Source organism: Arthrobacter globiformis NBRC 12137, assembly GCF_000238915.1.
In the GTDB taxonomy this organism is placed as follows: domain Bacteria; phylum Actinomycetota; class Actinomycetes; order Actinomycetales; family Micrococcaceae; genus Arthrobacter; species Arthrobacter globiformis.
Map to the genome: position 1 here is coordinate 113744 of NZ_BAEG01000027.1, position 21317 is coordinate 135060.

At 66.1% G+C, this 21317-nt stretch carries 21 protein-coding genes; 8 read left to right on the forward strand and 13 right to left on the reverse strand.

What is annotated here, in order from left to right:
• Nucleotides 1-26: 26 nt before the first annotated feature.
• From ARGLB_RS04255 to ARGLB_RS04265, 3 genes are all read left to right on the forward strand, one after another.
• The gene (locus tag ARGLB_RS04255; protein WP_003799274.1) at nucleotides 27-305 is read left to right on the forward strand and encodes an HPr family phosphocarrier protein; all 279 of its coding nucleotides are present in this window, start codon (nucleotides 27-29) and stop codon (nucleotides 303-305) included.
• A 258-nt stretch (nucleotides 306-563) separates the two neighbouring features.
• The gene (locus ARGLB_RS04260; RefSeq protein ID WP_003799276.1) at nucleotides 564-1043 is read left to right on the forward strand and encodes an SRPBCC family protein; all 480 of its coding nucleotides are present in this window, start codon (nucleotides 564-566) and stop codon (nucleotides 1041-1043) included.
• 53 nt (nucleotides 1044-1096) lie between these two features.
• A complete protein-coding gene (locus ARGLB_RS04265) occupies nucleotides 1097-1363 on the forward strand; it encodes a DUF7218 family protein (RefSeq protein WP_043417874.1) in 267 nt (88 codons plus the stop codon).
• Between the two features lie 40 nt (nucleotides 1364-1403).
• Here the strand turns inward: ARGLB_RS04265 and ku are convergent, their stop codons facing one another.
• Nucleotides 1404-2552 carry a non-homologous end joining protein Ku gene (gene ku / locus ARGLB_RS04270; protein ID WP_003799279.1) on the reverse strand — a complete coding sequence of 383 codons (1149 nt, stop codon included), beginning with the start codon at nucleotides 2550-2552 and terminating at the stop codon, nucleotides 1404-1406.
• Nucleotides 2553-2592: 40 nt separating this feature from the next.
• Here ku and ARGLB_RS04275 point away from each other — a divergent pair, with 40 nt between their 5' ends.
• Nucleotides 2593-5130, forward strand: a complete 2538-nt coding sequence (locus ARGLB_RS04275; protein ID WP_003799282.1) for an ATP-dependent DNA ligase — start codon at nucleotides 2593-2595, stop codon at nucleotides 5128-5130.
• Between the two features lie 83 nt (nucleotides 5131-5213).
• Here ARGLB_RS04275 and ARGLB_RS04280 read toward each other — a convergent pair whose 3' ends face one another.
• The 3 genes from ARGLB_RS04280 to ARGLB_RS23110 form a co-directional block, all read right to left on the reverse strand.
• Nucleotides 5214-5474 (reverse strand): hypothetical protein, encoded by a 261-nt coding sequence (locus ARGLB_RS04280; RefSeq protein WP_003799283.1) that lies wholly within the window; start codon nucleotides 5472-5474, stop codon nucleotides 5214-5216.
• Between the two features lie 229 nt (nucleotides 5475-5703).
• Entirely contained in the window at nucleotides 5704-6210 is a 507-nt protein-coding gene (locus ARGLB_RS04285) for a DUF2231 domain-containing protein (protein ID WP_003799286.1), read from the reverse strand.
• A gap of 46 nt (nucleotides 6211-6256) precedes the next feature.
• Nucleotides 6257-6442, reverse strand: coding sequence for a hypothetical protein (locus tag ARGLB_RS23110; protein WP_139023247.1), 186 nt, complete (start codon nucleotides 6440-6442; stop codon nucleotides 6257-6259).
• Between the two features lie 156 nt (nucleotides 6443-6598).
• Between ARGLB_RS23110 and ARGLB_RS04290 the strand changes: the two genes are divergently transcribed.
• Complete coding sequence (locus tag ARGLB_RS04290) at nucleotides 6599-8209, forward strand: MFS transporter (RefSeq protein WP_003799288.1); 1611 nt, start codon at nucleotides 6599-6601, stop codon at nucleotides 8207-8209.
• A gap of 218 nt (nucleotides 8210-8427) precedes the next feature.
• The gene (locus ARGLB_RS04295) at nucleotides 8428-9513 is read left to right on the forward strand and encodes an FUSC family protein (protein WP_003799290.1); all 1086 of its coding nucleotides are present in this window, start codon (nucleotides 8428-8430) and stop codon (nucleotides 9511-9513) included.
• On the opposite strand, the gene ARGLB_RS04300 is transcribed toward ARGLB_RS04295, so the two are convergent.
• From ARGLB_RS04300 to ARGLB_RS04320, 5 genes are read right to left on the reverse strand one after another with little or no spacing between them, the layout of a single operon-like run.
• Nucleotides 9452-10255: an SDR family NAD(P)-dependent oxidoreductase gene (locus ARGLB_RS04300; RefSeq protein ID WP_003799300.1), complete on the reverse strand. Its 804-nt coding sequence runs from the start codon at nucleotides 10253-10255 to the stop codon at nucleotides 9452-9454. The two genes, ARGLB_RS04295 and ARGLB_RS04300, sit on opposite strands and share 62 nt — an antisense overlap.
• Before the next feature lie 54 nt (nucleotides 10256-10309).
• A complete protein-coding gene (locus tag ARGLB_RS04305) occupies nucleotides 10310-12145 on the reverse strand; it encodes an IucA/IucC family protein (protein ID WP_003799301.1) in 1836 nt (611 codons plus the stop codon).
• Nucleotides 12142-12714 (reverse strand): GNAT family N-acetyltransferase, encoded by a 573-nt coding sequence (locus ARGLB_RS04310; protein WP_003799303.1) that lies wholly within the window; start codon nucleotides 12712-12714, stop codon nucleotides 12142-12144. The genes ARGLB_RS04305 and ARGLB_RS04310 overlap by 4 nt, the downstream gene beginning before the upstream one ends.
• Nucleotides 12711-14081 (reverse strand): lysine N(6)-hydroxylase/L-ornithine N(5)-oxygenase family protein, encoded by a 1371-nt coding sequence (locus ARGLB_RS04315; RefSeq protein WP_003799305.1) that lies wholly within the window; start codon nucleotides 14079-14081, stop codon nucleotides 12711-12713. Before ARGLB_RS04315 ends, ARGLB_RS04310 begins: the two co-directional genes overlap by 4 nt.
• Nucleotides 14078-15718, reverse strand: a complete 1641-nt coding sequence (locus tag ARGLB_RS04320; protein WP_003799307.1) for a pyridoxal phosphate-dependent decarboxylase family protein — start codon at nucleotides 15716-15718, stop codon at nucleotides 14078-14080. The genes ARGLB_RS04315 and ARGLB_RS04320 overlap by 4 nt, the downstream gene beginning before the upstream one ends.
• Nucleotides 15719-16003: 285 nt before the next feature.
• Here ARGLB_RS04320 and ARGLB_RS04325 point away from each other — a divergent pair, with 285 nt between their 5' ends.
• Nucleotides 16004-16366: a hypothetical protein gene (locus tag ARGLB_RS04325; RefSeq protein ID WP_003799308.1), complete on the forward strand. Its 363-nt coding sequence runs from the start codon at nucleotides 16004-16006 to the stop codon at nucleotides 16364-16366.
• Between the two features lie 47 nt (nucleotides 16367-16413).
• On the opposite strand, the gene ARGLB_RS22340 is transcribed toward ARGLB_RS04325, so the two are convergent.
• From ARGLB_RS22340 to ARGLB_RS04345, 4 genes are all read right to left on the reverse strand, one after another.
• Complete coding sequence (locus tag ARGLB_RS22340) at nucleotides 16414-16743, reverse strand: hypothetical protein (protein WP_003799310.1); 330 nt, start codon at nucleotides 16741-16743, stop codon at nucleotides 16414-16416.
• 227 nt (nucleotides 16744-16970) lie between these two features.
• Nucleotides 16971-17324 (reverse strand): GNAT family N-acetyltransferase, encoded by a 354-nt coding sequence (locus ARGLB_RS04335; protein WP_003799312.1) that lies wholly within the window; start codon nucleotides 17322-17324, stop codon nucleotides 16971-16973.
• Nucleotides 17321-18598 carry an acyltransferase family protein gene (locus tag ARGLB_RS04340; protein WP_003799314.1) on the reverse strand — a complete coding sequence of 426 codons (1278 nt, stop codon included), beginning with the start codon at nucleotides 18596-18598 and terminating at the stop codon, nucleotides 17321-17323. The genes ARGLB_RS04335 and ARGLB_RS04340 overlap by 4 nt, the downstream gene beginning before the upstream one ends.
• Before the next feature lie 185 nt (nucleotides 18599-18783).
• Complete coding sequence (locus ARGLB_RS04345; RefSeq protein ID WP_003799316.1) at nucleotides 18784-19713, reverse strand: PaaX family transcriptional regulator; 930 nt, start codon at nucleotides 19711-19713, stop codon at nucleotides 18784-18786.
• Between the two features lie 179 nt (nucleotides 19714-19892).
• Between ARGLB_RS04345 and ARGLB_RS04350 the strand changes: the two genes are divergently transcribed.
• A complete protein-coding gene (locus tag ARGLB_RS04350; protein WP_003799317.1) occupies nucleotides 19893-21266 on the forward strand; it encodes an MFS transporter in 1374 nt (457 codons plus the stop codon).
• Nucleotides 21267-21317: the final 51 nt, after the last annotated feature.

Here is a 21317-nt window from a genome sequence, read left to right on the forward strand (position 1 = left end):
CCACACTGCAAATGCAAGGAGCAGAAATGTCCGAACGTACCGCAACAGTCGCCAGCCGCGTAGGCCTGCACGCCCGTCCCGCCGCCATCTTCGCTGAGGCAGCAGGCGAGTTTGACCTCGACATCACCATTGCCCGCGAAGGGGAGCCTGCCGACGAGGCCATGGACGCGGCCAGCATCCTTTCCCTCATGAGCCTTGGCGCATCGCACGGCGACGTTGTGGTGCTGCGGGCCGACGGTGATGGCGCCGACGCCGCCCTCGAGCGCCTGGTCCAGATCCTGGAAACGGATCACGACGCCGAGTAGGCACCGCGCGCTTTACGGCCGGCCTTCGCAGCAGCTTCCGTCAGGGGACTGCCGCGAAGGCCGGCCGTTGCCGTTTCCGGATGGTTTTTGCCGCGGGTGCATGGCCGGGGCCCGTCATCGCACCTGATCAGCGGGCAATTGCACGTCAGTAAGCAAACTTAGTAGTTTCTTGTTTTTGATTCTTCGCCGCACTAGCTTGGAACTGTGGCCAGCCATTCGATTGACCCCGGGACTGCCGGGCTGAAGGAGGATGACAGAGTGGAAACCTTGCAGGAAAGCGTGGACGTCGAGGTACCGGTCAGCACGGCCTACAACCAGTGGACACAGTTCGAATCGTTTCCCCGTTTCATGAAGGGCGTCGAGTCCGTGGAGCAGATCGACGAGACCTCCCTCCATTTCCGCACCAGCGTGGCGGGCGTCAGGCGCGAATACGACGCACAGATCCTGGAACAGACGCCGGACCGGTGCATCGCCTGGGTCAGCAAGGACAAACCCCGCAACGCCGGCCGAGTCACGTTCGAGGACTTGGGCAAGGACCTCTGCCGCGTGAACGTGGAACTCGCATGGGAGCCCGAGAGTCTGCTGGAAAGGGCCGGTGCCGCCGCCCACGTTGATGAGCAGCAAGTGTCCTCCGACCTGGTGCGGTTCAAGGAATTCATCGAAGCCCGGGGCATCGAGACGGGCGCCTGGCGTGCCGCGGTGGACCGGGGCGAAGTAGACAGTCCGGGAGCCCACTGACTTGATCCACCCGATCGTTCCTTAATGCCTGTCGTCCCATCACGGAGGTAGCAATGCCAGGGAGGAAGAACCCCAGCGTGAAAGATCCAAAACTCTACGAAGAGCTCCGCGACGAGGGGGCCTCGAAGCAGAAGGCGGCGCGCGTCTCCAATGCGGCAGCCAACAAGGGACGCTCCGGGGTGGGCCGCAAAGGCGGCAAGTCCGGGAACTATGAGGACTGGACCGTGGATCAGCTCAAGGCCAAAGCCAAGGAAATCGGCCTCAAAGGATATTCAGGCAAGAAAAAGAGCGAACTCGTCTCCGCGCTCAGGAATTCCTAAGCGGGTGCACGTGCAGCCGCGCCGCGGGGCGCCCGCCCATTCAGGCGCCCTTACGCGCGGTCTTCGCCGTGGACTTGGCAGCGGTACTGGTCTTCGAGGCAGCGCCGGTCTTGGAGCCGGCGCCGGTCTTGGATGCGGTGCTTGCCGCCGAGGCTGTGCCGGTTTTCGACGCTGCGCTGGTCTTGGCAGCGGTACTGGCCTTGGACGCGGCACTCGTCTTGGCGGCGCCGGCAGTCTTGCTGCGGGTCCTGGCGGTACCGCTCTTGGCGGCTTCGGCGTCGGAATCCTCCGCGTCCTTTTTGGCGGTGCTGCTCCGGCTGCTGCTGCGGCCGCTGCGCTTGGCCGGACCGGAGGGTTCGTCCTCGGACGACTCGTCTTCAGAGGTGTCCTGTGCGGCCGGCCCTCCCCCGCGCTTCTTGTCGAGGCTGCGTTTCAGGGCCTCCATCAGGTCGATCACTTCCCCCTTGCCACCCTCGGCCTCGGCACCGAACGTCTCTTCGGTGTCCAGCGCGTCGCCCTTTTCCAGCTTCGCCTCGATAAGCTGCCGGAGCTGGGCCTGGTAGTCGTCGGTGAACTGCGCGGGCTCGAAGTCGGAGGCCATGGACTCCACCAGCGCGGCGGACATCTCCCGTTCCTGCGCGGAGATGCGGATGGACGTGTCCAGGGCAGGGAACGAGGCGTCCCGGACTTCATCCGCCCACAGCAGCGCCTGCAGCATCAGGACGTCGTCCCGGATCCGCAAAGCACCCAGCCGGGTCTTGTCCCGCAGCGCGAACTGCACCACGGCCACCCGCTCAGTGTCCTCCAGTGCCCTGCGCAGCAGCATGTAGGCCTTGGGCGACTTGGAATCCGGCTCCAGGTAGTAGCTCTTCTCGAACATGATGGGGTCGAGCTGTTCGGAGGGGACGAACTGCACCACTTCGATTTCGTGGCTGTTCTCCGCGGGAATGGACTTGAGCTCCTCTTTGGTGAGGATCACCGTCCGGCCGTCGTCCTCGTAGGCCTTTTCAATGTCGGAGTAGTCGACGATCTCGCTGCAGACCTCACAGCGGCGCTGGTAGCGGATGCGGCCGCCATCGGCGTTGTGCACCTGATGGAGGCTGATGTCGTGGTCCTCGGTGGCGCTGTAGACCTTCACCGGGACGTTGACCAGCCCGAACGCGATGGCGCCTTTCCAGATGGCTCTCATGGGACAAGTCAACAGCACACAACGCCGGAGGTGAAGCCCCATGGCCGGCGGTAAGGAACGCGTGCGCGTCGGCGGCCGCGAATTGACCCTGACCAACCTCGACAAAGTGATGTATCCCGCCACCGGCACCACCAAGGCGGACGTCATCGCCTATTACGCCGCTGTGGCCCCGGTGCTGATCCCCGCCGCCAGAAACCGACCGGCAACCCGCAAAAGGTGGGTGCATGGGGTAGGAACCGAAGCGCAGCCCGGCGAGATGTTTTTCCAGAAGAACCTGGACGACTCTGCCCCGGGCTGGGTGCCTCGCGCCGCCATCACGCACAAGTCCAATACCAACTACTATCCACTGGTTAATGATCCGGCCACCCTCACCTGGCTGGCGCAGATCGCCTCGCTGGAAATCCACGTGCCGCAATGGACGGTGGACTCCCACGGCAGTGCCCTGCCGCCCGACCGGCTCGTCCTGGACCTCGATCCCGGGGAAGGCGCGGGACTGCCCGAATGCGTGGAGGTGGCCAAGCTGGCCCGGACCATCCTGCAGGACGTGGGACTTGAGCCGGTTCCGGTCACCAGCGGCAGCAAGGGGATCCACCTGTACGCGGTCCTGAAAGGTACCCAGACCTCGGACGAGGTGTCAGCTTTCGCCCGTGAACTGGCGCGGGCGCTGGAGGCCGACCACCCGGACCTTGCGGTCAGTGACATGAAGAAGACCCTCAGGACGGGAAAGGTCCTGGTGGACTGGAGCCAGAACAACGCGGCGAAGACCACCATCGTTCCGTATTCGCTCCGCGGGCGCCTGCACCCCACCGTGGCGGCTCCGCGGACCTGGCGTGAGTTGAGCTCGCCGTCGCTCAAGCATCTGGACTATGAGGAAGTCATGCGCCGGGTGGCAGCCGGCAAGGACCCCTTCGCCCCGGTCAGTGCGGGCACCATCCATGCATCCCCCGAGCCTCCAAAAACGGCGGGATCGCGCGGCGGCGGGCACGCGGATCCCCGGCTGACCAAGTACCGGTCCCTGCGCGACCAAGGCAAGACGCCCGAGCCGTTCACCGCGGAAGAGCACCACGCGGCAAAAGCCAACGGCCTACCGGGGCAGGCGGGCAAGGAGATCTTCGTCATCCAGGAACACCACGCCAGCCGGCTCCACTATGACTTCCGGCTGGAGCACGAGGGCGTGCTTGTCTCCTGGGCGCTGCCTAAGGGCGTGCCGGAGTCAGGGGACAAAAACCATCTGGCGGTACAGACCGAAGACCACCCCATGGACTACGCCGATTTTGAAGGCGACATCCCCAAGGGCGAGTACGGTGCGGGCAGTGTGAGCATCTGGGACAAGGGCGTCTACGAGCTCGAGAAATGGGTCAACGGCACGGAAGTAATCGCCACGCTGACGGGCGGTGAGGGCGGCGGGCTGGGCGGCAGCAAGAGGTTCGCCCTGATCCACACGGGAAAGGGCCAGGGCGAGGAGTCACAATGGCTCATCCATCTGATGGACAGGGTTCCAGGGGCACGGAAATCGCCTGGTAGCACCAAGGTACCGGCTGGCGCCAAAGGTCCGGCGGGACCGGCCCGCACGGCGGCTTCCAGGCCGGCAGCACCCCGAAGGGATACCCTCCAGGAGGACCCGGCCCCCATGCTGGCCTCGGCGGGCACCCCGGCGGACCTGCACGGCAGCGACTGGCTCTTCGAACTCAAATGGGACGGGATCCGTGCGCTCGTGGTGGCGGACGGCGACCGCATCCGGCTCCTGAGCCGCAACGGCAATGACATGTCGGCCAGCTATCCCGAATTCACGGACCGGAGCTGCTGGCCACCGCAGGACTTCATCGCGGACGGCGAGATTATCGCCGTCGGGCCTTCCGGCACGCCCGACTTCGGGCTCCTGCAGGGAAGGATGAAACTGACCAGGCCGGGCGACGTGAAACGTGCCCGTGCCGCCATCCCGGTCCGGATGATGCTCTTTGACCTGCTCGCCGACGGCGGCGACGACCTGCGCAGGCTTTCCCTACGGAAACGGCGGGAACGCCTCGCTGACTTTTTCAAGCCCGCGGACTGCCCGGTGGAACTCTCGGAGACCCTGGATGACAGGGTGGAACACATCCTGGAGAGCGCCCGCGAGCTCGGCCTGGAAGGCGTGATGGCCAAGCGGGCGGACAGCCGCTACGTCAGCGGGCAGCGGACCCACACGTGGATCAAGCTCAAGATCGAGAAGACCCAGGAAGTGGTGGTGGGCGGCTGGCGCGCCGGCAGGGGCGACAGGTCCAACACCGTGGGCTCCCTCCTGGTCGGCATTCCGGAGGGCAAAGCGCTGCGGTATGTGGGCCGCGTGGGAAGCGGTTTCAGCATGGGTGAACTGGAGGAACTGCGGAAAAAGATGGAGGGGCTGGCCCGGAAGACGTCGCCGTTCGATGACGTTCCCTCGGCGGACGCGGCAGACGCGCGCTGGGTGAACCCCGCCCTGGTGGGTGAGGTGACCTTCGGTGAATGGACCGGAAGCGGCAAGCTCCGCCATCCGGTGTGGCGCGGCTGGCGGCTGGACAAGGAACCGGCGGAGGTCGTGATGGAATCCCCGCAACTATGATGGCACAGTCCTGCCAGCCACACAGAACAGCCTGGTGGCGCCCGATATTGGGCGCTGCCAGGCTGTCTGGTGTTTTCAGCTGGTCAGGACGAGTGGGGCATTTGCGGACGGCTGGTCCGGTGGATTGCCGTCACAGCGGCACCCTGTCCAAGGCGGCCGGGGCTTGCGCCGTGTTCCTTGGGGTGGCGCCGTTTGCCGTTGCCGTCCGGCCACTGCTTCGCCCCACCCATTGCCGTGGTCACGGCCAAGGTCTCGGGAGTGGGCAGCGGCGGCGTGTCCATCGATTCCGCCAGATGCGCAGCGACATCCGGCTTGATGCTGCTTCCGTTGTGGGAGTCGCCCATTTGTTCTTCCTTTCCGCGATGAAATGGAATGTCCCCATATGAGATCCGTGATTCCGCCGGTACCGGATGGCAAGGAAGCCCTGCTCCAGCGAAGAAGCAGTGCGAAGCCAGAAAACCTGAACAGGCGGAGTTGATTGCGGCGGCGAATGCCGGAGCCGGCACTACTCAAAGATCAGTGTTCCCATGGGTCCACCTTAGGCAGAATCACGCCGTCCGGGAAGAGACTTCTTTAGTCGTCGGCCCCGGTCCGGAAGGATCCTTCCCAGACCGCCCTGGACCCTGATTCCCCGATCAGCGCCACGGCGGTTACTGCGCCGCCGCAGAGCACCAAGGCGACCACCACGGCGACAATCCCCGCGATGCGGGACCCGGCGGCACCCATTCGCCTCCGCATCCCCTCTGCCTGCGTGGTGCCGTAGCGGAACCACAGCCACTGGGCCAGGGCCACGAGGAACACGCCCACCACCCACGGCAGGAGCGTCCCGGCAAGCTGCATATGGGCATTGATCCGCGGGGTGGGATCAACGCGGTCCAGGAGCCACGCGCCGGCAGCGGCGGTGACCGGCACCAGGACCAGCGCCAACAGGCCAATAAGCGGCGTAACGATTCCCAAACGCCGTCGGGCCGCGGGCCAGAGAAGGCTGAGCAGCGTGCAAAGGGCCGCCAACGGAACGAAGACCACCGTTGCGTGGACGAGCAACACATGCATCGGCAGACCGCTGATCTCGTAGTCCATGGCGAACACCCTGTCTGGAAGTGATGAACTGTCTGGAAGTTATGACCTAACCAATCAGACGAGCACCGCGGTTGAACGGTTCAATCAGCACCCGTCCGTTGCTCATTTCCCTTGCCGGCAGGCCCGGAATCGGCACAAAATCGGGCCCGTACAGCCCCGTTCCAGAAAAAGGTTTGATAACGATCGCCGGCGATGCGGAAAATCCGCGGAATGGCGGGGCCAGATCGGCCAAAACAAATCTGACTTTCGGTCAGTTCCACCCCCCGAAACCGGGCGATCATACGGCACCCAACTCTCGATTTCCATGGAAATCCCGTAAAATTGAAGGCCTGCCCGGAGCGGGGCAGCTATAAGTCGCAAGCAAATGACCTCCACAGGAGTTGCCCAAATGCCCACAGACCGAAGCACGACCGACTCTTCAGCAGGCGCCAGGAACGCCAGCGGAACCAACCAGGCCGCACCCCAGGGTGCGAAGAAACCAAAGCTGCTCGCGCGGCGCCGGCTCAAGGTATCCGACGTTAACGTCGTCGACCAGCCCATGCTCAAGAAGGCCCTCGGCGGCACGATCGTGGGCAACACCATGGAGTGGTACGACGTCGGCGTGTTCGGCTACCTCATCACCACCATGGGGCCTGTGTTCCTGCCGGAAGCCGACAAGAGCGTGCAGACCCTGTTCCTCCTGGGCACGTTCGCTGCCACCTTCATCGCGCGCCCGCTCGGCGGCGTCGTGTTCGGCTGGCTGGGCGATAAGGTCGGCCGGCAGAAGGTCCTCGCGGCCACGCTGATGCTGATGGCGGCGAGCACCTTCGCCGTCGGCCTGCTGCCCGGCTACGCGCAGATCGGCATGTGGGCAGCCGCCCTCCTGGTGGTGCTCAAGCTCGTGCAGGGCTTCTCCACCGGCGGCGAATACGCCGGCGCCACCACCTTTGTCAGCGAGTACTCCCCTGACAAGCGCCGCGGCTTCTTCGCCAGCTTCCTGGACATGGGCAGCTACCTCGGCTTCGCTCTGGGCGCCGCGCTGGTGTCTGTGCTGCAGCTGACCCTGGGCCAGGCCGCCATGGAGGACTGGGGCTGGCGCCTGCCCTTCCTGATCGCGGGTCCCCTGGGCCTGATCGCCGTGTACTTCCGGAGCAAGATTGAGGAGTCGCCCCAGTTCCAGGCCACCCTGGACGCCCAGGAGGAACTCGCCAAGGATGCTGCCGCCGGTGATGAGGCTGCCGCAAAGGGGCCCATCGGCATCGTCAAGGCTTACTGGCGCTCGATCATCGTGGCCATGATCCTCGTGGCAGCGGCCAACACCGCCGGCTACGCGCTGACGTCCTACATGCCCACCTACCTCACCGAGTCCAAGGGTTACGACCCCGTCCACGGCACGCTGCTCACCATCCCTGTGCTCGTGGTCATGAGCCTCTGCATTCCGCTGACCGGCAAGCTCTCTGACCGCATCGGCCGCCGCCCGGTTCTCTGGATCGGTGCCGTCAGCACCGTGGTCCTGGCCGCCCCGGCGTTCATGCTGATCGGCATAGGCAGCATCTGGTCAACCCTGGCCGGCCTGTCGCTGATCGCGTTCCCCGTGACTTTCTACGTTGCGAACCTCGCCTCCGCGCTGCCGGCGCAGTTCCCCACTGCCAGCCGCTACGGCGCCATGGGCATTGCCTACAACTTCTCTGTGGCAATCTTCGGCGGCACGACGCCGTTCATCGTGGATGCCCTCATCAACGCCACCGGCAACGACATGATGCCTGCCTACTACCTGATGGCCACCTCGGCTGTTGGTGCCGCGGCCATCTACTTCCTCAAGGAATCCGCCCAGCGCCCGCTGCCCGGCTCCATGCCCAGCGTGGACACCGCGGCGGAGGCCCGTGAACTGGTGGCCACCCAGGACGAGAACCCGCTGATCGATCTCGACGAACTGCCGTTCGACGCCATCGACGAAGTCGACCGGGACCTGGACAAGGACCTCGACGACGAACTCAACAAGGTGCCCGCCCGCGCCTGATGCAGGCTGTTGGCACTGAAAGCTGACGCGACTGAAGGCCCGTCCGGGCCGCCCTCTCCAAGGGCATACCGGGCGGGCCTTCGCGCTGCCATCTCGACAGCGCTGACCCAGTTGACCCCCCGTTGAACCGCCCCTGTTGCCTGCCTCACTTTGTGACGCAGCCCGCGGTGAGATCTTTGCGGCGGTGTTACCTTCGTAGGGTGAAAGGGGTCGTGCCGGTGCAGTCTGTAGTGCACCACCTGCGGCAGCTCCACAGCCTGGGCCCCGCCAACAACGACCACCTCTCCGCATGGCGTGTGGCCATCAGCGTGGCCGTCCCCTCCCTCGTCCTTTTGCTCGCCGGCCGGCCGGAGCTCACCATTTACGCCGTGTTCGGAGCGCTTACCGGCATGTACGGCCGCTCGGAGCCGCACCAGCTCCGGCTCAAGCACCAGCTCCAGGCGGCGCTGGTCCTGCTCTCGGGCGTGACCGTGGGCGTGTTCCTTTCGGTCAACGGCCTGCATTCATGGTGGCTCGTTGGCATCGAAGCCCTTCTGGCCGGCGTTGGATCCGTCTATTCGGACAAGGTCCATCTCCGGCCCAACGGCCCCTTCTTCGGGATCCTTGCCCTGGGCGCCTGCGCATCCGTTCCCACCGCCGTACCTTGGTACGTTGCGCTGCTCATCGCTGCCGCGGCCGCCGCTTTCTCCCTGCTCGTGGGATTCGGCGGCTGGGTCCGGGGCAGGGCATGGCGCCGCGGCGCAGCGCGGCCGTCCGCCCGGCTGCGGGGAGCACTGCGCCGCCGGACTGCCCTGCACGCCGCCCGCTATGTGCTGGCCGTCGGCGCCGCCGGTGCCATCGGCGTCCTGACCGGAAGCGGCCACCCGCATTGGGCGATGGCTGCGGCGGCGGTTCCCCTCGCCGGCGCGGACCTGCCCAGCAGCGTCCACCGTGGCATCCACAGGATCATGGGGACGTTCCTCGGGCTGGTGCTGGTCGCCGTCGTACTTCTGCCTGGGCCATGGGCCCCGCTGCACTTCTTCCCGGGCGCGGAGGCTGCGGTGCTGGCGCTGCTGGTGATCGTCTTCCAGTTCGGCACCGAGCTGTTCATGACCCGGCACTACGGGCTGGCGATGGTCTGGTTCACTCCGGTGATCCTGCTGATGACGCAGCTTGCGGCGCCGGCGGACCCGCAAGTGCTCATCGTCGAACGCGCCGTCGAAACCGTGGTGGGGGCCGGCACCGGAATCCTCGTGGTGCTCCTTATCCGCTCGCGGCGGAACCGACGCCAGGCTCCTGCGGCCGGCGCGGCGGCCCGGCCGTAAACCTGTCCGGCACCACGCGGACGACGGCGGCCAGCACCTTGTAGCGCTTGGTCGGGATGGAAACAGCCTTTCCGCGCTCATTGTCCGCCAGCGCTTCGCGGACCACGCGCCCCGGCCGCAGCCACGTCCAGCCCGGGGACACGGACTTGTCCATCCCCATCCGGTCATGGAACTCGGTGTGGACAAATCCGGGGCAGACGGCGGTCACCTTAACGCCGCGAGGCGAGTAGGCAAGGTTCGCCCAGCGGCTGAAGCTGAGCTGCCAGGCCTTCGCCGCCGAGTAGGAACCGCGGGGAAGGAAAGCCGCCACACTGGCCACGTTGATGATCCGGCCGGAACCGCGGGCCAGCATGCCCTGCAGGGCGGCGTGGCTGAGCTCCATAGCCGTCTGCACATGGAGCTTCAGGTGCTTCCGCTCGTCCTCGATCGGGTTCTCGTCAAAGTTGTGCAGCAGCCCGATTCCGGCGTTGTTCACCAGCACGTCCACCGGCCGTGACGGGTCTGAAAGGCGTCCGACGACGGCGGCCACGCCGCCGTCGTCGGTCAGGTCCGCGGTCAGCACCTCCGCCGTTGTTCCGTACCGCCGCCGCAGCTCGTCCGCTGTGGCCTGCAGCCGTGCCGTATCGCGCGCCACGAGCACCAGGTTGTTTCCCTTTTCGGCGAGCTGGCGGGCAAATTCGGCGCCAAGTCCCGCGGTGGCGCCGGTGACGAGGGCTGTGGGTCTGGCGGTATTCGGCGTCATGCCACCAGCCTAGCCCCGCAGCACCGATGAATCAGCCGTGCCCGACGGCGGAGCTCAGGCGAATGTGGCCAGCGGATTCGCGAGCCGTCCCGCCTTCTGCAGGCCCCCGGACGGGTCAGCCAGGTCCAGCATCTGCTGGTTGTTGCGCAGCTGCAGCCGGTTCAGGCAGGAGAGTTCGAAGTCCGGGGCGAACAGATCGTGGCGGGCAAACTGGTCCGCGAGTTCCGGGTGCTCCGCCTGGTAGCCGCGAACCGCTGCCGCCGCGGTACGCCAGAACTCCTCGCCGCCGAGCACGCCATCCTCCTCCAGGAGGGCGGCGAGGAAGCGGAAGATGCAGTCGAACACGTCGGTGAAGATGGACAGGACCTTGTCGCCGTCGGGAATGTCCACCTTGATCCGGGACACCGCTTCGGGCAGGTCAAGCCTGTCCCCCATCACCACGATCTCCTCCGCGATGTCCTTCATGACGGCGCGGACCGGCACGCCGTTCTCGAGGACCAGGATCACGTTCTCGCCATGGGGCATGAAGGCCAGCTCGTAGCGGTACAGGCAGTGCACCAGCGGGACGAGGTACGCCTCGAAGTACTGCCGCAGCCACGCGCCCGGCTCCATCCCGGACTGCTCGATCAGCGCGGACACCATGGGCTTGCCCGCGGCGTCGACGTGCAGGAGGGAGGCCATGGTGGCCAGCTGCTGGCCGTCCTTGAGCAGCGGCAACGGACTTTCCCGCCACAGCGCGGAGAGCATCTTCCGGTACGGCGACTCCTTCGCAGCGGCTGCCTCGTAGTAGCCGTTGTGGTAGCCGATGGCCGCCACTTCACGGATCATGGCAAGCCCCCGGCCCTGGAGTGCCTCGTCACCGGCGATCAGGTCCTGGAGCCAGTCGTTGATCGCCGGCGTTGCCTTCATGTACTGCGGTGACAGCCCGCGCATGAACCCCATGTTGAGCACGGACATGGCCGTTTTGACGTACGTTTTCCCCGGCGCGGTGCTATTGAAGAACGTGCGGATGGACTGCTGGGCCTGGTACCTGTCAGCCCCGATTCCGAGGTGGACAATGTGCCGCTGGGCGATTTCGGCGGCAAACGTGACCGTCAGCTTGTTCTCCCACTGCCACGGATGCACCGGCATCAGGAAGTACTGGGCAGGGTCCAGGCCACGGGCGCCGAGTTCGGCGTCAAAGAAGGCCAAGGCGCCTGCCCCCAGTTCCGCTTCCAGGTGCGCGGCGTAGTCCAGCCCTTCGCTGGATGTGAAGACCGCCTTGCTGCGGTGCACCGCGATCCATTCCAGCTGCACCGGGGCTGCTGCCTCCGGGGCAAAGGCGCGGTAGTCACCGATTCCGAACCCCAGCCGCCCGTTGTTGGCCACAAAGCACGGGTGCCCCTCGGTCATGCTGCGTTCAATCGTCTGGAAGTCCGTGGCTGCGTCCGCCCCGCGGGTCACGCCGGCTGCCAGTTCGGCCGACGACGGCTGGCCCATCCACTGCTTGAACGCATGGCTGGAGAGGGTGCTGCTGATCTCCTCGAGGTAAATGGGCAGCATTTCCTGGCGGATGCCCAAGGTTCCGGAGAGTTCAGTAATGAAGCGCAGCGCATCCAGCGGGGCGTCCTGGCCGTCGCGGCGGCAGGTAATCGAAGCCGCGTCGACGGACCAGTGGTCCATCTGCAGGATCCGGGCGGAGAAGCGGTATTCAGCGGTGCCGTCGTCACTGCGGACCCGGTACCCGCCGTCGCCGTTTCCGGTCGGTTCCGGGACGAGGATCCGCTCGTGCGAGAACTCGGCGAGCGCTTTGCGGATCAGGTGCCGGTTGGCAGCGGCCCAGCGTTCCGGCGTGAGGTGGGAAGCCGCATTGCCGGCGGTCAGGACAGATTCAAATTCAAGGGTGGTCACAGTGATGCTTCCTGCGTTGATTGGCGTGTCGGGGTCAAGGAACGGGCGGCACGCGCAGCGTGGAATGACTCGCGTGTACAAAAGCTCAGGAGTGCCTGCTTGTCCGGCAGGGTCACCTCGCCGGCAGGCTCAAAGCCCAGCCGGGCGTTGAGGACGTGGATCTTCGTGTTGCGGGCGTCGGGCTCCACCACCACGCGCTCCACACCGGGTTTTTGGAAGAGCCGGTCCAGGACCGACTCCATGACGTCGGCAGTGAACCCCGGACGCGGCATTCCCTGCGGCGGGGCGACCAGCAGGTGCATGCCGATATCACCCGGCTGGACGGCGTAGACGCTGCTGAGCGGCGACGATGCCGGCAGGTACTCCTCCATCATGAAGGCCGGGACGCCGTCGTCGATCCCCAGCAGCGCGTGGTGGTGTCCGCTGGACTGGATCTTGGAATATTCCTCCACCACGTCCTCGACTGACGCGTTCAGCATCCCCCAGAAGGAGGCGTACGGGCGGGTGACCCAGCTGTGGAGGAGCGGCGCGTCGGCTGCGGCGTCAAGGCAGCGGAAGGTGAAGCTCATGCGGGCACCTCCGCGTCCGCAGCCAGTCCGGCGGCGTCCGCCGGCGCAAGCACGGCGGGCGCTCCGAACTCCTGGAAGGCAATGCTGCGCTCCACCGGATAGACCTCGCGGCCCAGGATGTCCCGGAGGATGCAGGAGTTGCGGTACGCGGCCATGCCGAGGTCCGGCGTGACGAAGCCGTGGGTGTGGAGTTCGGCGTTCTGCACGAAGATTTCGCCGGGTTCGACGCCGGTGCTGTAGTTGCGCTGGACGGCGAACCTTCCGGCGCTGTCGCGGGCAATGCGGTCCTGCACGCCGGCAAGGAACGCCGGCTCGCGGTAGGCGTATCCGGTGGCAAGCACCACGGCTTCGGTGTCCAGCGAATAGTCCGCGCCCTGCTCCCCGTGGGACAGCTCCAGGGTGTGGGAACCGGTGGAGGCGTTCCAGTCCGCACCGGTCACGGTGGAATGCGTGAGCAGCCGGGTGTCCACCATGCCGGAGAGGCTCTTGGTGTACAGGAGGTCGTAGATGGCATCGATGAGCTCGGAGTTGATGCCCTTGTACAGGTTTTTCTGGCTCTTGATGAGGCCGTCGCGCTGTTCCTGCGGGAGCCCGTGGAAGTAGTCCACGTACTCCGGCGACGTCATTTCCAGGGTGAGCTTGGTGTACTCCAGCGGGAAGAACCTTCCCGAGCGGGTGACCCAGTTGAGCTGGTACCCGTGCACGTCGATGTCCTGAAGCAGCTCGTAGTAGATCTCCGCCGCGCTCTGTCCGCTGCCGACGATGGTGATGCTCCGCCGCTGCTGGAGTTCGCTTTTCCGCGCCAGGTATTCCGCGTTGTGGAGGACCGGTCCCCCGGCAGCCAGAATGCCGCGGCATGCTTCGGGAACATAGGGCGATGTTCCGGTGCCGAGCACCAGCCGGCGCGCACGAAGCACCTCCGGCCCGGCCGGGCCGTCCACCGAAAGTGTGTACACGCCGCCGTCGTACGTCACGTCGGTGACGTCCGCGCCGAACCGGACCGACGGCAGTTGGCCGGCCACCCACTGGCAGTACTGGTTGTACTCGGCCCGCAGCGGGTAGAAGTTTTCGCGGATGTAGAAGCGGTAGAGCCGGCCGGTCTGCTTGAGGAAGTTCAGGAAGGAGTACGGTGATGTCGGATCCGCCAGGGTCACGAGATCCGCCATGAACGGCACCTGCAGGTGGGCCGGCTCCAGCATCATGCCGGGGTGCCAGTCGAAGGATTCCCGCCGTTCCAGGAACACGCCGTCCAGGCCCTCGATCGGTTCGCTCAGCGCGGCGAGGCCCAGGTTGAAGGGGCCGACGCCGATGCCGGCGAAATCGTAAACGTGGCCTGCGCCTGAGGTACTGAAAGATGCCGTGCTCATGCGTGTGCCTCCGTCCGTGCGGCCGAGCCGGCAGCGAGCAGGCTCTCGCCCGAGCTTCGAAGCAGGGCAATGATCTCGCCGATATCCTCGAGCGTTGCCTCGGCGTTGAGGAGCGTGAATTTCAGGTAGTGCCGGCCGGCGACCTTGGTGCCGGCCACGACGGCCTGGCCGGACGCGAACACGGCCGAGCGGATCGCCGGGTTCAGCTCATCGGCCGCGTCCTCGGATAGCCGCGTCCCGTCCGCCGTGAGCGGCCGGTACCGGAAGACCAGCGTGCTCAGCTGCGGCTCGGCCGCCAGCTCGAAGTCGTCGTTCGCTGCGAGAACGGAGCCCACACGGGCCGCCAGGTCGATCGCCTCGTCGAGCAGCGCACCCACGGCACCGGCGCCCATGATGCGGAGCGTCAGCCACAGCTTGAGGGCGTCGAACCGGCGAGTGGTCTGGATGCTCTTGTCCACCTGGTTCGGGATCTCGGCGCGGGCCGCGGTTTCCGGGTTCAGGTAGTCGGCGTAGTAGGTGACGTGGCGCAGCATGGCGCCCTCGCGCACCAGCAGCGCGCTGGAACTGACGGGCTGGAAGAACGTCTTGTGGAAGTCCACCGTGACGGAGTCCGCCAGCCTGATGCCTTCCAGAAGATGGCGGTGGCGGTTGGAAACCATGAGTCCGCCGCCGTAGGCAGCGTCAACGTGGAACCATGCACCGTAGGCTCCGGCGAGGGCGGCCAGTTCCGCCAGCGGATCCACTGCGCCGAAGTCCGTGGTCCCGGCCGTACCCACAACCGCCATGGGAACCAGGCCGTCGTTGTGGGCCGTGGCCAGGGCGGTGGCCAGGGCGGCCGGATCCATGCGGTGGTCGGGCGCACAGGCGACGGACACGACGGCGTCGAACCCCAGTCCCAGCATGGACGCCGACTTCTGGATGCTGAAGTGGCTGTCCACCGAAGTGAAGATCCGCAGCTTCTCCAGCAGCAGCGGCAGACGCAGCCCCTCGTTGGCCGGATCCTGCCGCAGCCGGGCCACCGCGTGGTTGCGGGCAATGAGCAGCGCCTGCAGGTTGGACTGGCTGCCGCCGGACGTGAACACGCCGTCGGCTGTGCCTCCCAGGCCGAGCCGCTCGGCGGTCCAGTCGATGAGGCGGCGCTCGATCATGGTGGCGCCTGCGCTCTGGTCCCACGTGTCCATCGACGAATTCACGGCCGACAGCACTGCCTCGCCCACGAGGGCGGGAATGACCACGGGGCAGTTCAGGTGCGCGGCGTACTTTGCGTCATGGAAGTACACGGCGTCGCGCAGGTAGGTGTGCTGCAGCTCCTCGAGGGCTGCCGCCGTGTCCGGCAGCGGCCGCTCCAGGTCCACTGCTTCGACGCGGCGCTTCATCTCGGCCGGGCCGACGCCGGTGAACGGCTTCGAGGTGCGCTCGAGTTTGGTGGCCACGGCGTTGACGCCCTGCAGCACCTGGGCCACGTAGCGCGGCGCATTCCGGGCGTTGAACAGCTGGTTGCTGGCCGCGAGCGCGAGTTCCACGCCGGACCCGAAATCCAGGCCGGAAGTGCCTTGGGCAGACGTGTGTTGGGCATGCGGGCCAGTTCCGGCATCGAAGTCCACGCGTGGTTCCTCCACGTCGGGCAGCAGCGTCATAGGTCATCCTTTTTTCGGCGTGATATGCATCAGGCACCAGCTACGGGCGCCAAGCAAGGCAAGCCTTACTTAGGACAGCCTTTTAGTCAAACTTATGTGATGTATTTCTGGGAACCGCGCAGATCCGCGGTTTTTCCCCGTTATTCGGGGTCATTGACTTTCGCCGCCCAGCCGAAACGCACATAATGCCCGCCTGGCGGGCGGGACGCCCTCCCGGGACACGGTGGGACGGGCGGAGTAGAGTTTCTGCACGAGGCGCCGACCGCAGCAGGAAGCAGGGGGAACATGTCCGGCTACGAGCAGGATCCGATAAATTTTCGGGAAGTGGATTCGCAGGGCAATCCCACCGCATACGGTCCCGGCGCCGGGCAGCCCGGAATGCAACGGAGCCGGCTGTCCGTGAACCCATTCATCGTTGCGCTGTGGGTGATCGAGGCGATCCTGCTGGTGTCACCATTCGGAGTCTTCACACTGGCCCAGGAGTCACTGAACTCCGGTACCCAGCCGCAGGTCATGCCCGTGAGCTACATGTGGATCACGTTCGCGCCGCAGATGCTTTTCGCCGGCCTCGCTGGATTCCTCGGCCTGCTTTTCTGGCACGCAGCGCAATGGCAACGCAACCGCGCCAAGCAGCCCCCGCCGTCGTAATCCCACCCAGCGCGAACGCACACTTAAGCCCCACAGCGCGGGCGCGCCTACCCGGCGGCGGCCTCGCTTGCGACCGGGTCCGCCGGAGCGGCGCCCGGGCGGGACGGGCGAAGGCGGCGCCGCCTGAGTTCCTCACTGACCTGGACATACCAGAAGCGGGCGCCGAAGGCAGGGCTGGGCGTGTCCAAATGCCGGTACAGCCCGTCCGCCAGCCGGGCCAGCTCCGCGTCCGGCACCGCAGCGAGGGTTGCGGCCGGGTCCACGGCCCCGCCCAGGCGTCCCTCCAGGTGGCGGCGCAGCTCCTCATCCGTCATGGCACGGTCGTCTGTCACGGCACGTTCGCTCATCGCCGGATCAGTCAAGATTTCGTCAGTCATCGCACGGCACCCCCGGGACCAGGCAGGTGGGCACACGGAGGCCGGAAGTGGCGTGCCAGGGGTGTTCGACCCGCACCGGCACCACGCAGTTGTGATTCAAAGAGATCCCCAAAAGAGAGTCCAAGGGCCAACTGCATAGCCTTGCCCGATCGTACGGAAATGCCCCGCAGCTCACAAGTGCCGCGGGGACGCAGGGACGGCGGGGACGCGCCGGTTTGGGACGTGCGTCAGGTACCGAGAAGCTTGGGTGCGGCCGCCTCCGGCCAGTCGATGCACTGCGTGTACACCTCGTGTTTGCGCAGGTAGCGGGCGGTAAACGGGCAATGCGGAATGATCCGCTTACCCGACGCCACAACATCGTCGAGGGCAAAGTGGATGAGCACCTTGGCCAGGCCGTGGCCCTGGAACTGCTCGGACGTCTGGGTGTGGATGAAATCCACGTGCCCAGGCTTGTCTTCGAACCTGACCTCCACCGCCAGCTTTCCCCCCACGTGCAGTTCGTAGCGGTGGAGCTCATCGTTCCGGAACGTGGTGACGTCCGGGGTGAAATGGTCCTCGGTGGCTGCCGTGTTCTCCGTCATGGTTCGACATTGGCACTTAATGCCTGTGCTGGCAATGGTCGAGCGCCGCGGGCGGGAACGCGCCCCAGCAGCAGCACAGCCATCGCAAAGCAGGCGGCACCGCCGCCAAGGAGTCCCAGCGTCAGGCCGTTGACGGCGGCGTCAGCCACCGGGACAAAAACGACAACGACGGCGGTCACCACGGCGGCCGGTGCCCGGCCGCGTGAGTGCATGGCCGGCGTCGGCCGTTCCTCAAGCCGACCGAACAGGAGAACCGCGGGCAGCAGGAGGAGGACCACGCCGAAGAAAACGAGCGGGCGGGACCACCACCATCCGGCGGTACCCGAGGCGGGCTTGGGAAAGTCGGTCAGCAGGAGCAGCCCGGTCATGGCGGCCAGCAGCGGCAGGTGCCAGAGATAGACCGTCATGGCATGGCGGCCCGCAACAGCCACCACTGCACGGATCCACCGCACGGCGGCGAGTGCGCTTAGCAGGGGTCGGGTGAGCTGCAGCACCGCCGCCTGCGAAACACCCAGCAGGACCAGGCTGAGGTTGGGCGGATTAAGGTTCACCAGCATGTTGTCCCGGTACAGGCCCAGCACCACCAGGACAACCATCACCAGGTTGCAGGCTGCGATCAGCCCCACCAGCTGCGAGCCCCTCCACCGGTCCAGCCAGCCGTCGGCCATGAAGAACCCGAGTTGCTGCACGGCGCACCAGACGAAGACCATGTTGATGTAAGCGACCGTCGGGAAAGCGCCGCGGAAGCAGTCCACCGTCACCACGAGCGCCACCAGTCCCAGGAGCGTCAGCCACGGGGCACGCCGGTGCAGCTGCACCAGGAGCGGAATGTTCAGCTGGGCCGCCAGATAGGCAGCGAGGAACCACAGCGGCATCCCGGCTCCACTGGCCAGCAGCTGCACCACCTGCGGATCCACACCGGCCAGCAGCGCACCCCACAGGCCAACAAACATTGCCGCCAGCAGGGCCGCCGCCGGGCGGACCAGGCGCAGCAGCCGGGACTGGACGAACTCAAGGCCGCTGCCGCCGCGTGCCTGCATGCGCCGCCAGGATTGAATCCCGGTGATGCCCCCGGCCACAAAAAACAGCGGCATCACCATGAAGACCCAAATGACCGGCTCGAACCAGTCCTGCTCGGCCAGGGTGTTTTCGGTGGTGACGGTGCCGTCGGGATGCAGTACCGGGCTGGTCATCATGCAGTGCCCCACCACCACAAGGGCGAGGCAAACGAAGCGCGCGAGATCGATGGCCAGGTCGCGGGCGGTCCCGGCCATGTCCCTTCCTGCCGCTGGCTCCGTGGAATTCTTCATGGCGCCCCACTGGAACTCGCTTACGTCGTTGTGGTTTCCATTGTGCGCCAACTTCCCCCACATGTGGCGGCATGGAGTCCTTGTCCACTTATTGGCCCCTAAGGCCCCCGAACTCGCGAGACGTGTACAACAACTCCCGCGGGACGCGCTCAGTAGCTGCCGGAGCGCACCGGCATGACACTGGCAGAGCCCGCCAGGTCCGGGGCCTCCCGGGCCACGGCCTCCTCGACGTACTCAAGCGCCGCCGGCGCCAGCCCGTCATACAGTCGGACCAGGACCTCGCGCGCTTCGGTGCGTGGCCAGGCCTCCGGCAGCAGTTCGGCAGGAAGGTCCGGGTCGCTCCAGGGGAAGGCCCGCCAGGCATCCATCAGCTCGGTCCGCACCCGCAGGGCCTCCGCCGGCGTCACAGTGCCTGCGTCGAGGCGCTCCCGCCACGGGGCAAACCTGTCGATGAAGGGCTGATACTGCGCCCTGAACTCCTGCGGCGACCAGGCATCGATGAACCTCTTGCCGCGGAGTGTTGAATCGGCGGTTCGAAATATGGCGAAATCGTCAACGCCGAAGGCCTTGCACGTGCTTTCGAGTTCCTCCGAGTGGTCCCGGGGCGAGACCCACACCGCCCCGAACAGCGGCGCAAAGCCGCGCCACCGCAGCCGCGACCGGAACAGTTCGCGGACATCCCGGGACGTCTCAGGGATGGAAAATGCGATAACCGTCCAGCTGCCGTCCCAGGGACGCGACTGCTCACCGAACACCGAAACCTGCGCCAGTCCGGAGCGCACACGCTTTCGCGCACCCTCGGTGATGCGGTAGCGGGACGACCGGCCGGCGCTTGACTGCTCCAGCACACCCCGGGAGGCGAGGCGGCTGAGGGCCGTGGCCGACGCTGAAGCCGTGATGCCCAGATCCGCTGCCAGCGCGCCGATCAGCCGGGAAGGCAGCCACGCATCGCTGTTGACCCAGTAGTCAACCAGCAACGTCATCAGCTGGTGCTGGCTCGAGGGCCCCTTCAACGGCCGCGGAAAATCAATGGCCATGTCCGGATCCATGCCGGGGCCGGGGACACGAAGCTTGCTCATCACGCCTCCATCATGCCAGCAGCGCATCCCGCACTTATTTTGCATGTTTATTGACGAGCGCAGAATCAAGTGCATACTATTGACCAACGCGTGATGGAGGCCACAGCCGACCCCGCCACGCGGCTCAGCATGCGAGCCCCAGAAATCTTTCCTTCCCTTGCCTCAGTAGGAGATCCGCAATGACCGCTGGTCCCATCGATCCGCCGACGCCGTTGACGCCGTCCGCGGAACAGGTCACACCCGCTTCCCATCAGGGAACCAAGCATGCACGCCGTGCCGCCGTTGCCAGTTTCATCGGCAGCACCCTTGAGTACTACGACTTCTTCATCTACGGGTCGGCGTCCGCGCTGATCTTCAACAAAATCTTCTTCCCTGGGATCGATCCCGCCTTGGGCACCATCCTGTCCATGGCCACCATCGGCATCGGCTACGTTGTCCGCCCGCTGGCCGCGAGCGTGATCGGGCACTACGGCGACCGCATCGGCCGCCGCCAGATGCTGGTGCTCACGCTCGTGGTGATGGGCGTGGCAACCTTCCTGATCGGCTGCCTGCCGCCCACCGCTGCCATTGGCGCGGCGGCCCCCATCCTGCTGGTCGTCCTGCGTGCCCTGCAGGGGGCCTCCGCCGCCGGTGAATCTGTTGGCGCCGTCACCATGACAATCGAACATGCCCCCAGCAACAAGCGGGCCTTCTACAGCAGCTGGGTCAACACCGGCGCGGCTGCCGGAATCATGCTCGCCTCGCTGGCGTTCCTTGCCGTTTCGATGCTGCCGCAGGAGGACCTGCTCAGCTGGGGCTGGCGCCTGCCGTTCCTTGCCAGCATCCTGGTGGTCGGCGTCGGGCTCTACATCCGCATGCGCCTTCCGGAGTCCGAGGTGTTCGAGGCCGCCAAGGAAGCCGAAACCGAAACTGAACTTCCCATCAAGGTGGTCCTCCGCGACCACTGGACCACCATCATCAAGGTGATCTTCTTCGGGCTCTGGAGCGTGGTGTCCTCGGTTTTCGCCGCATTCGGCCTGGCCTACGCCACCAGCAAGTTCGGCATCCCGGCGCCGGCCATGCTGGGCGTCACCATCCTCACGGCAGGGCTGGCGGTCATCGCCCAGCCCGCAGCCGGCATCCTCGCGGACAGGATCGGACGCAAGCCTGTCTTCATCACCGGAAACCTGATCTGCGCCGCCGCAGCGTTTGCCTTCTTCTGGTCCATCAGCACCACCTCGGTGCCGCTGATCTTTGCGACCGGCATCCTGTTCATGACAGTGGGATACGGCATGGTCAACCCGCTCGGCCCGGCGATGACAGCCGAAATGTTCCCCACGAAGGTCCGCTACTCCGGAGCCGCCACCGCCTCCCAGCTTGGCCTCGTTGTCACCGGCTTCGCACCCGCCATCGCGGCCGCGGTCGTCCAGCCGGGACCCATCGGATGGATCCCCGTGGCCGCGTTCACCGCAGCATGCTGCCTCGCCTCGGCTGCCGTGACCGCCATTTGGGTCAAGGAGACCTACAACGTAGCCACCGAGGACCTTGGAACCAAGGCAACCGCCAACACCTAAACCTTTACCCCCGGGCAAGGAGGGAGTGACAGGGCACCCGCCCCGGCGCTC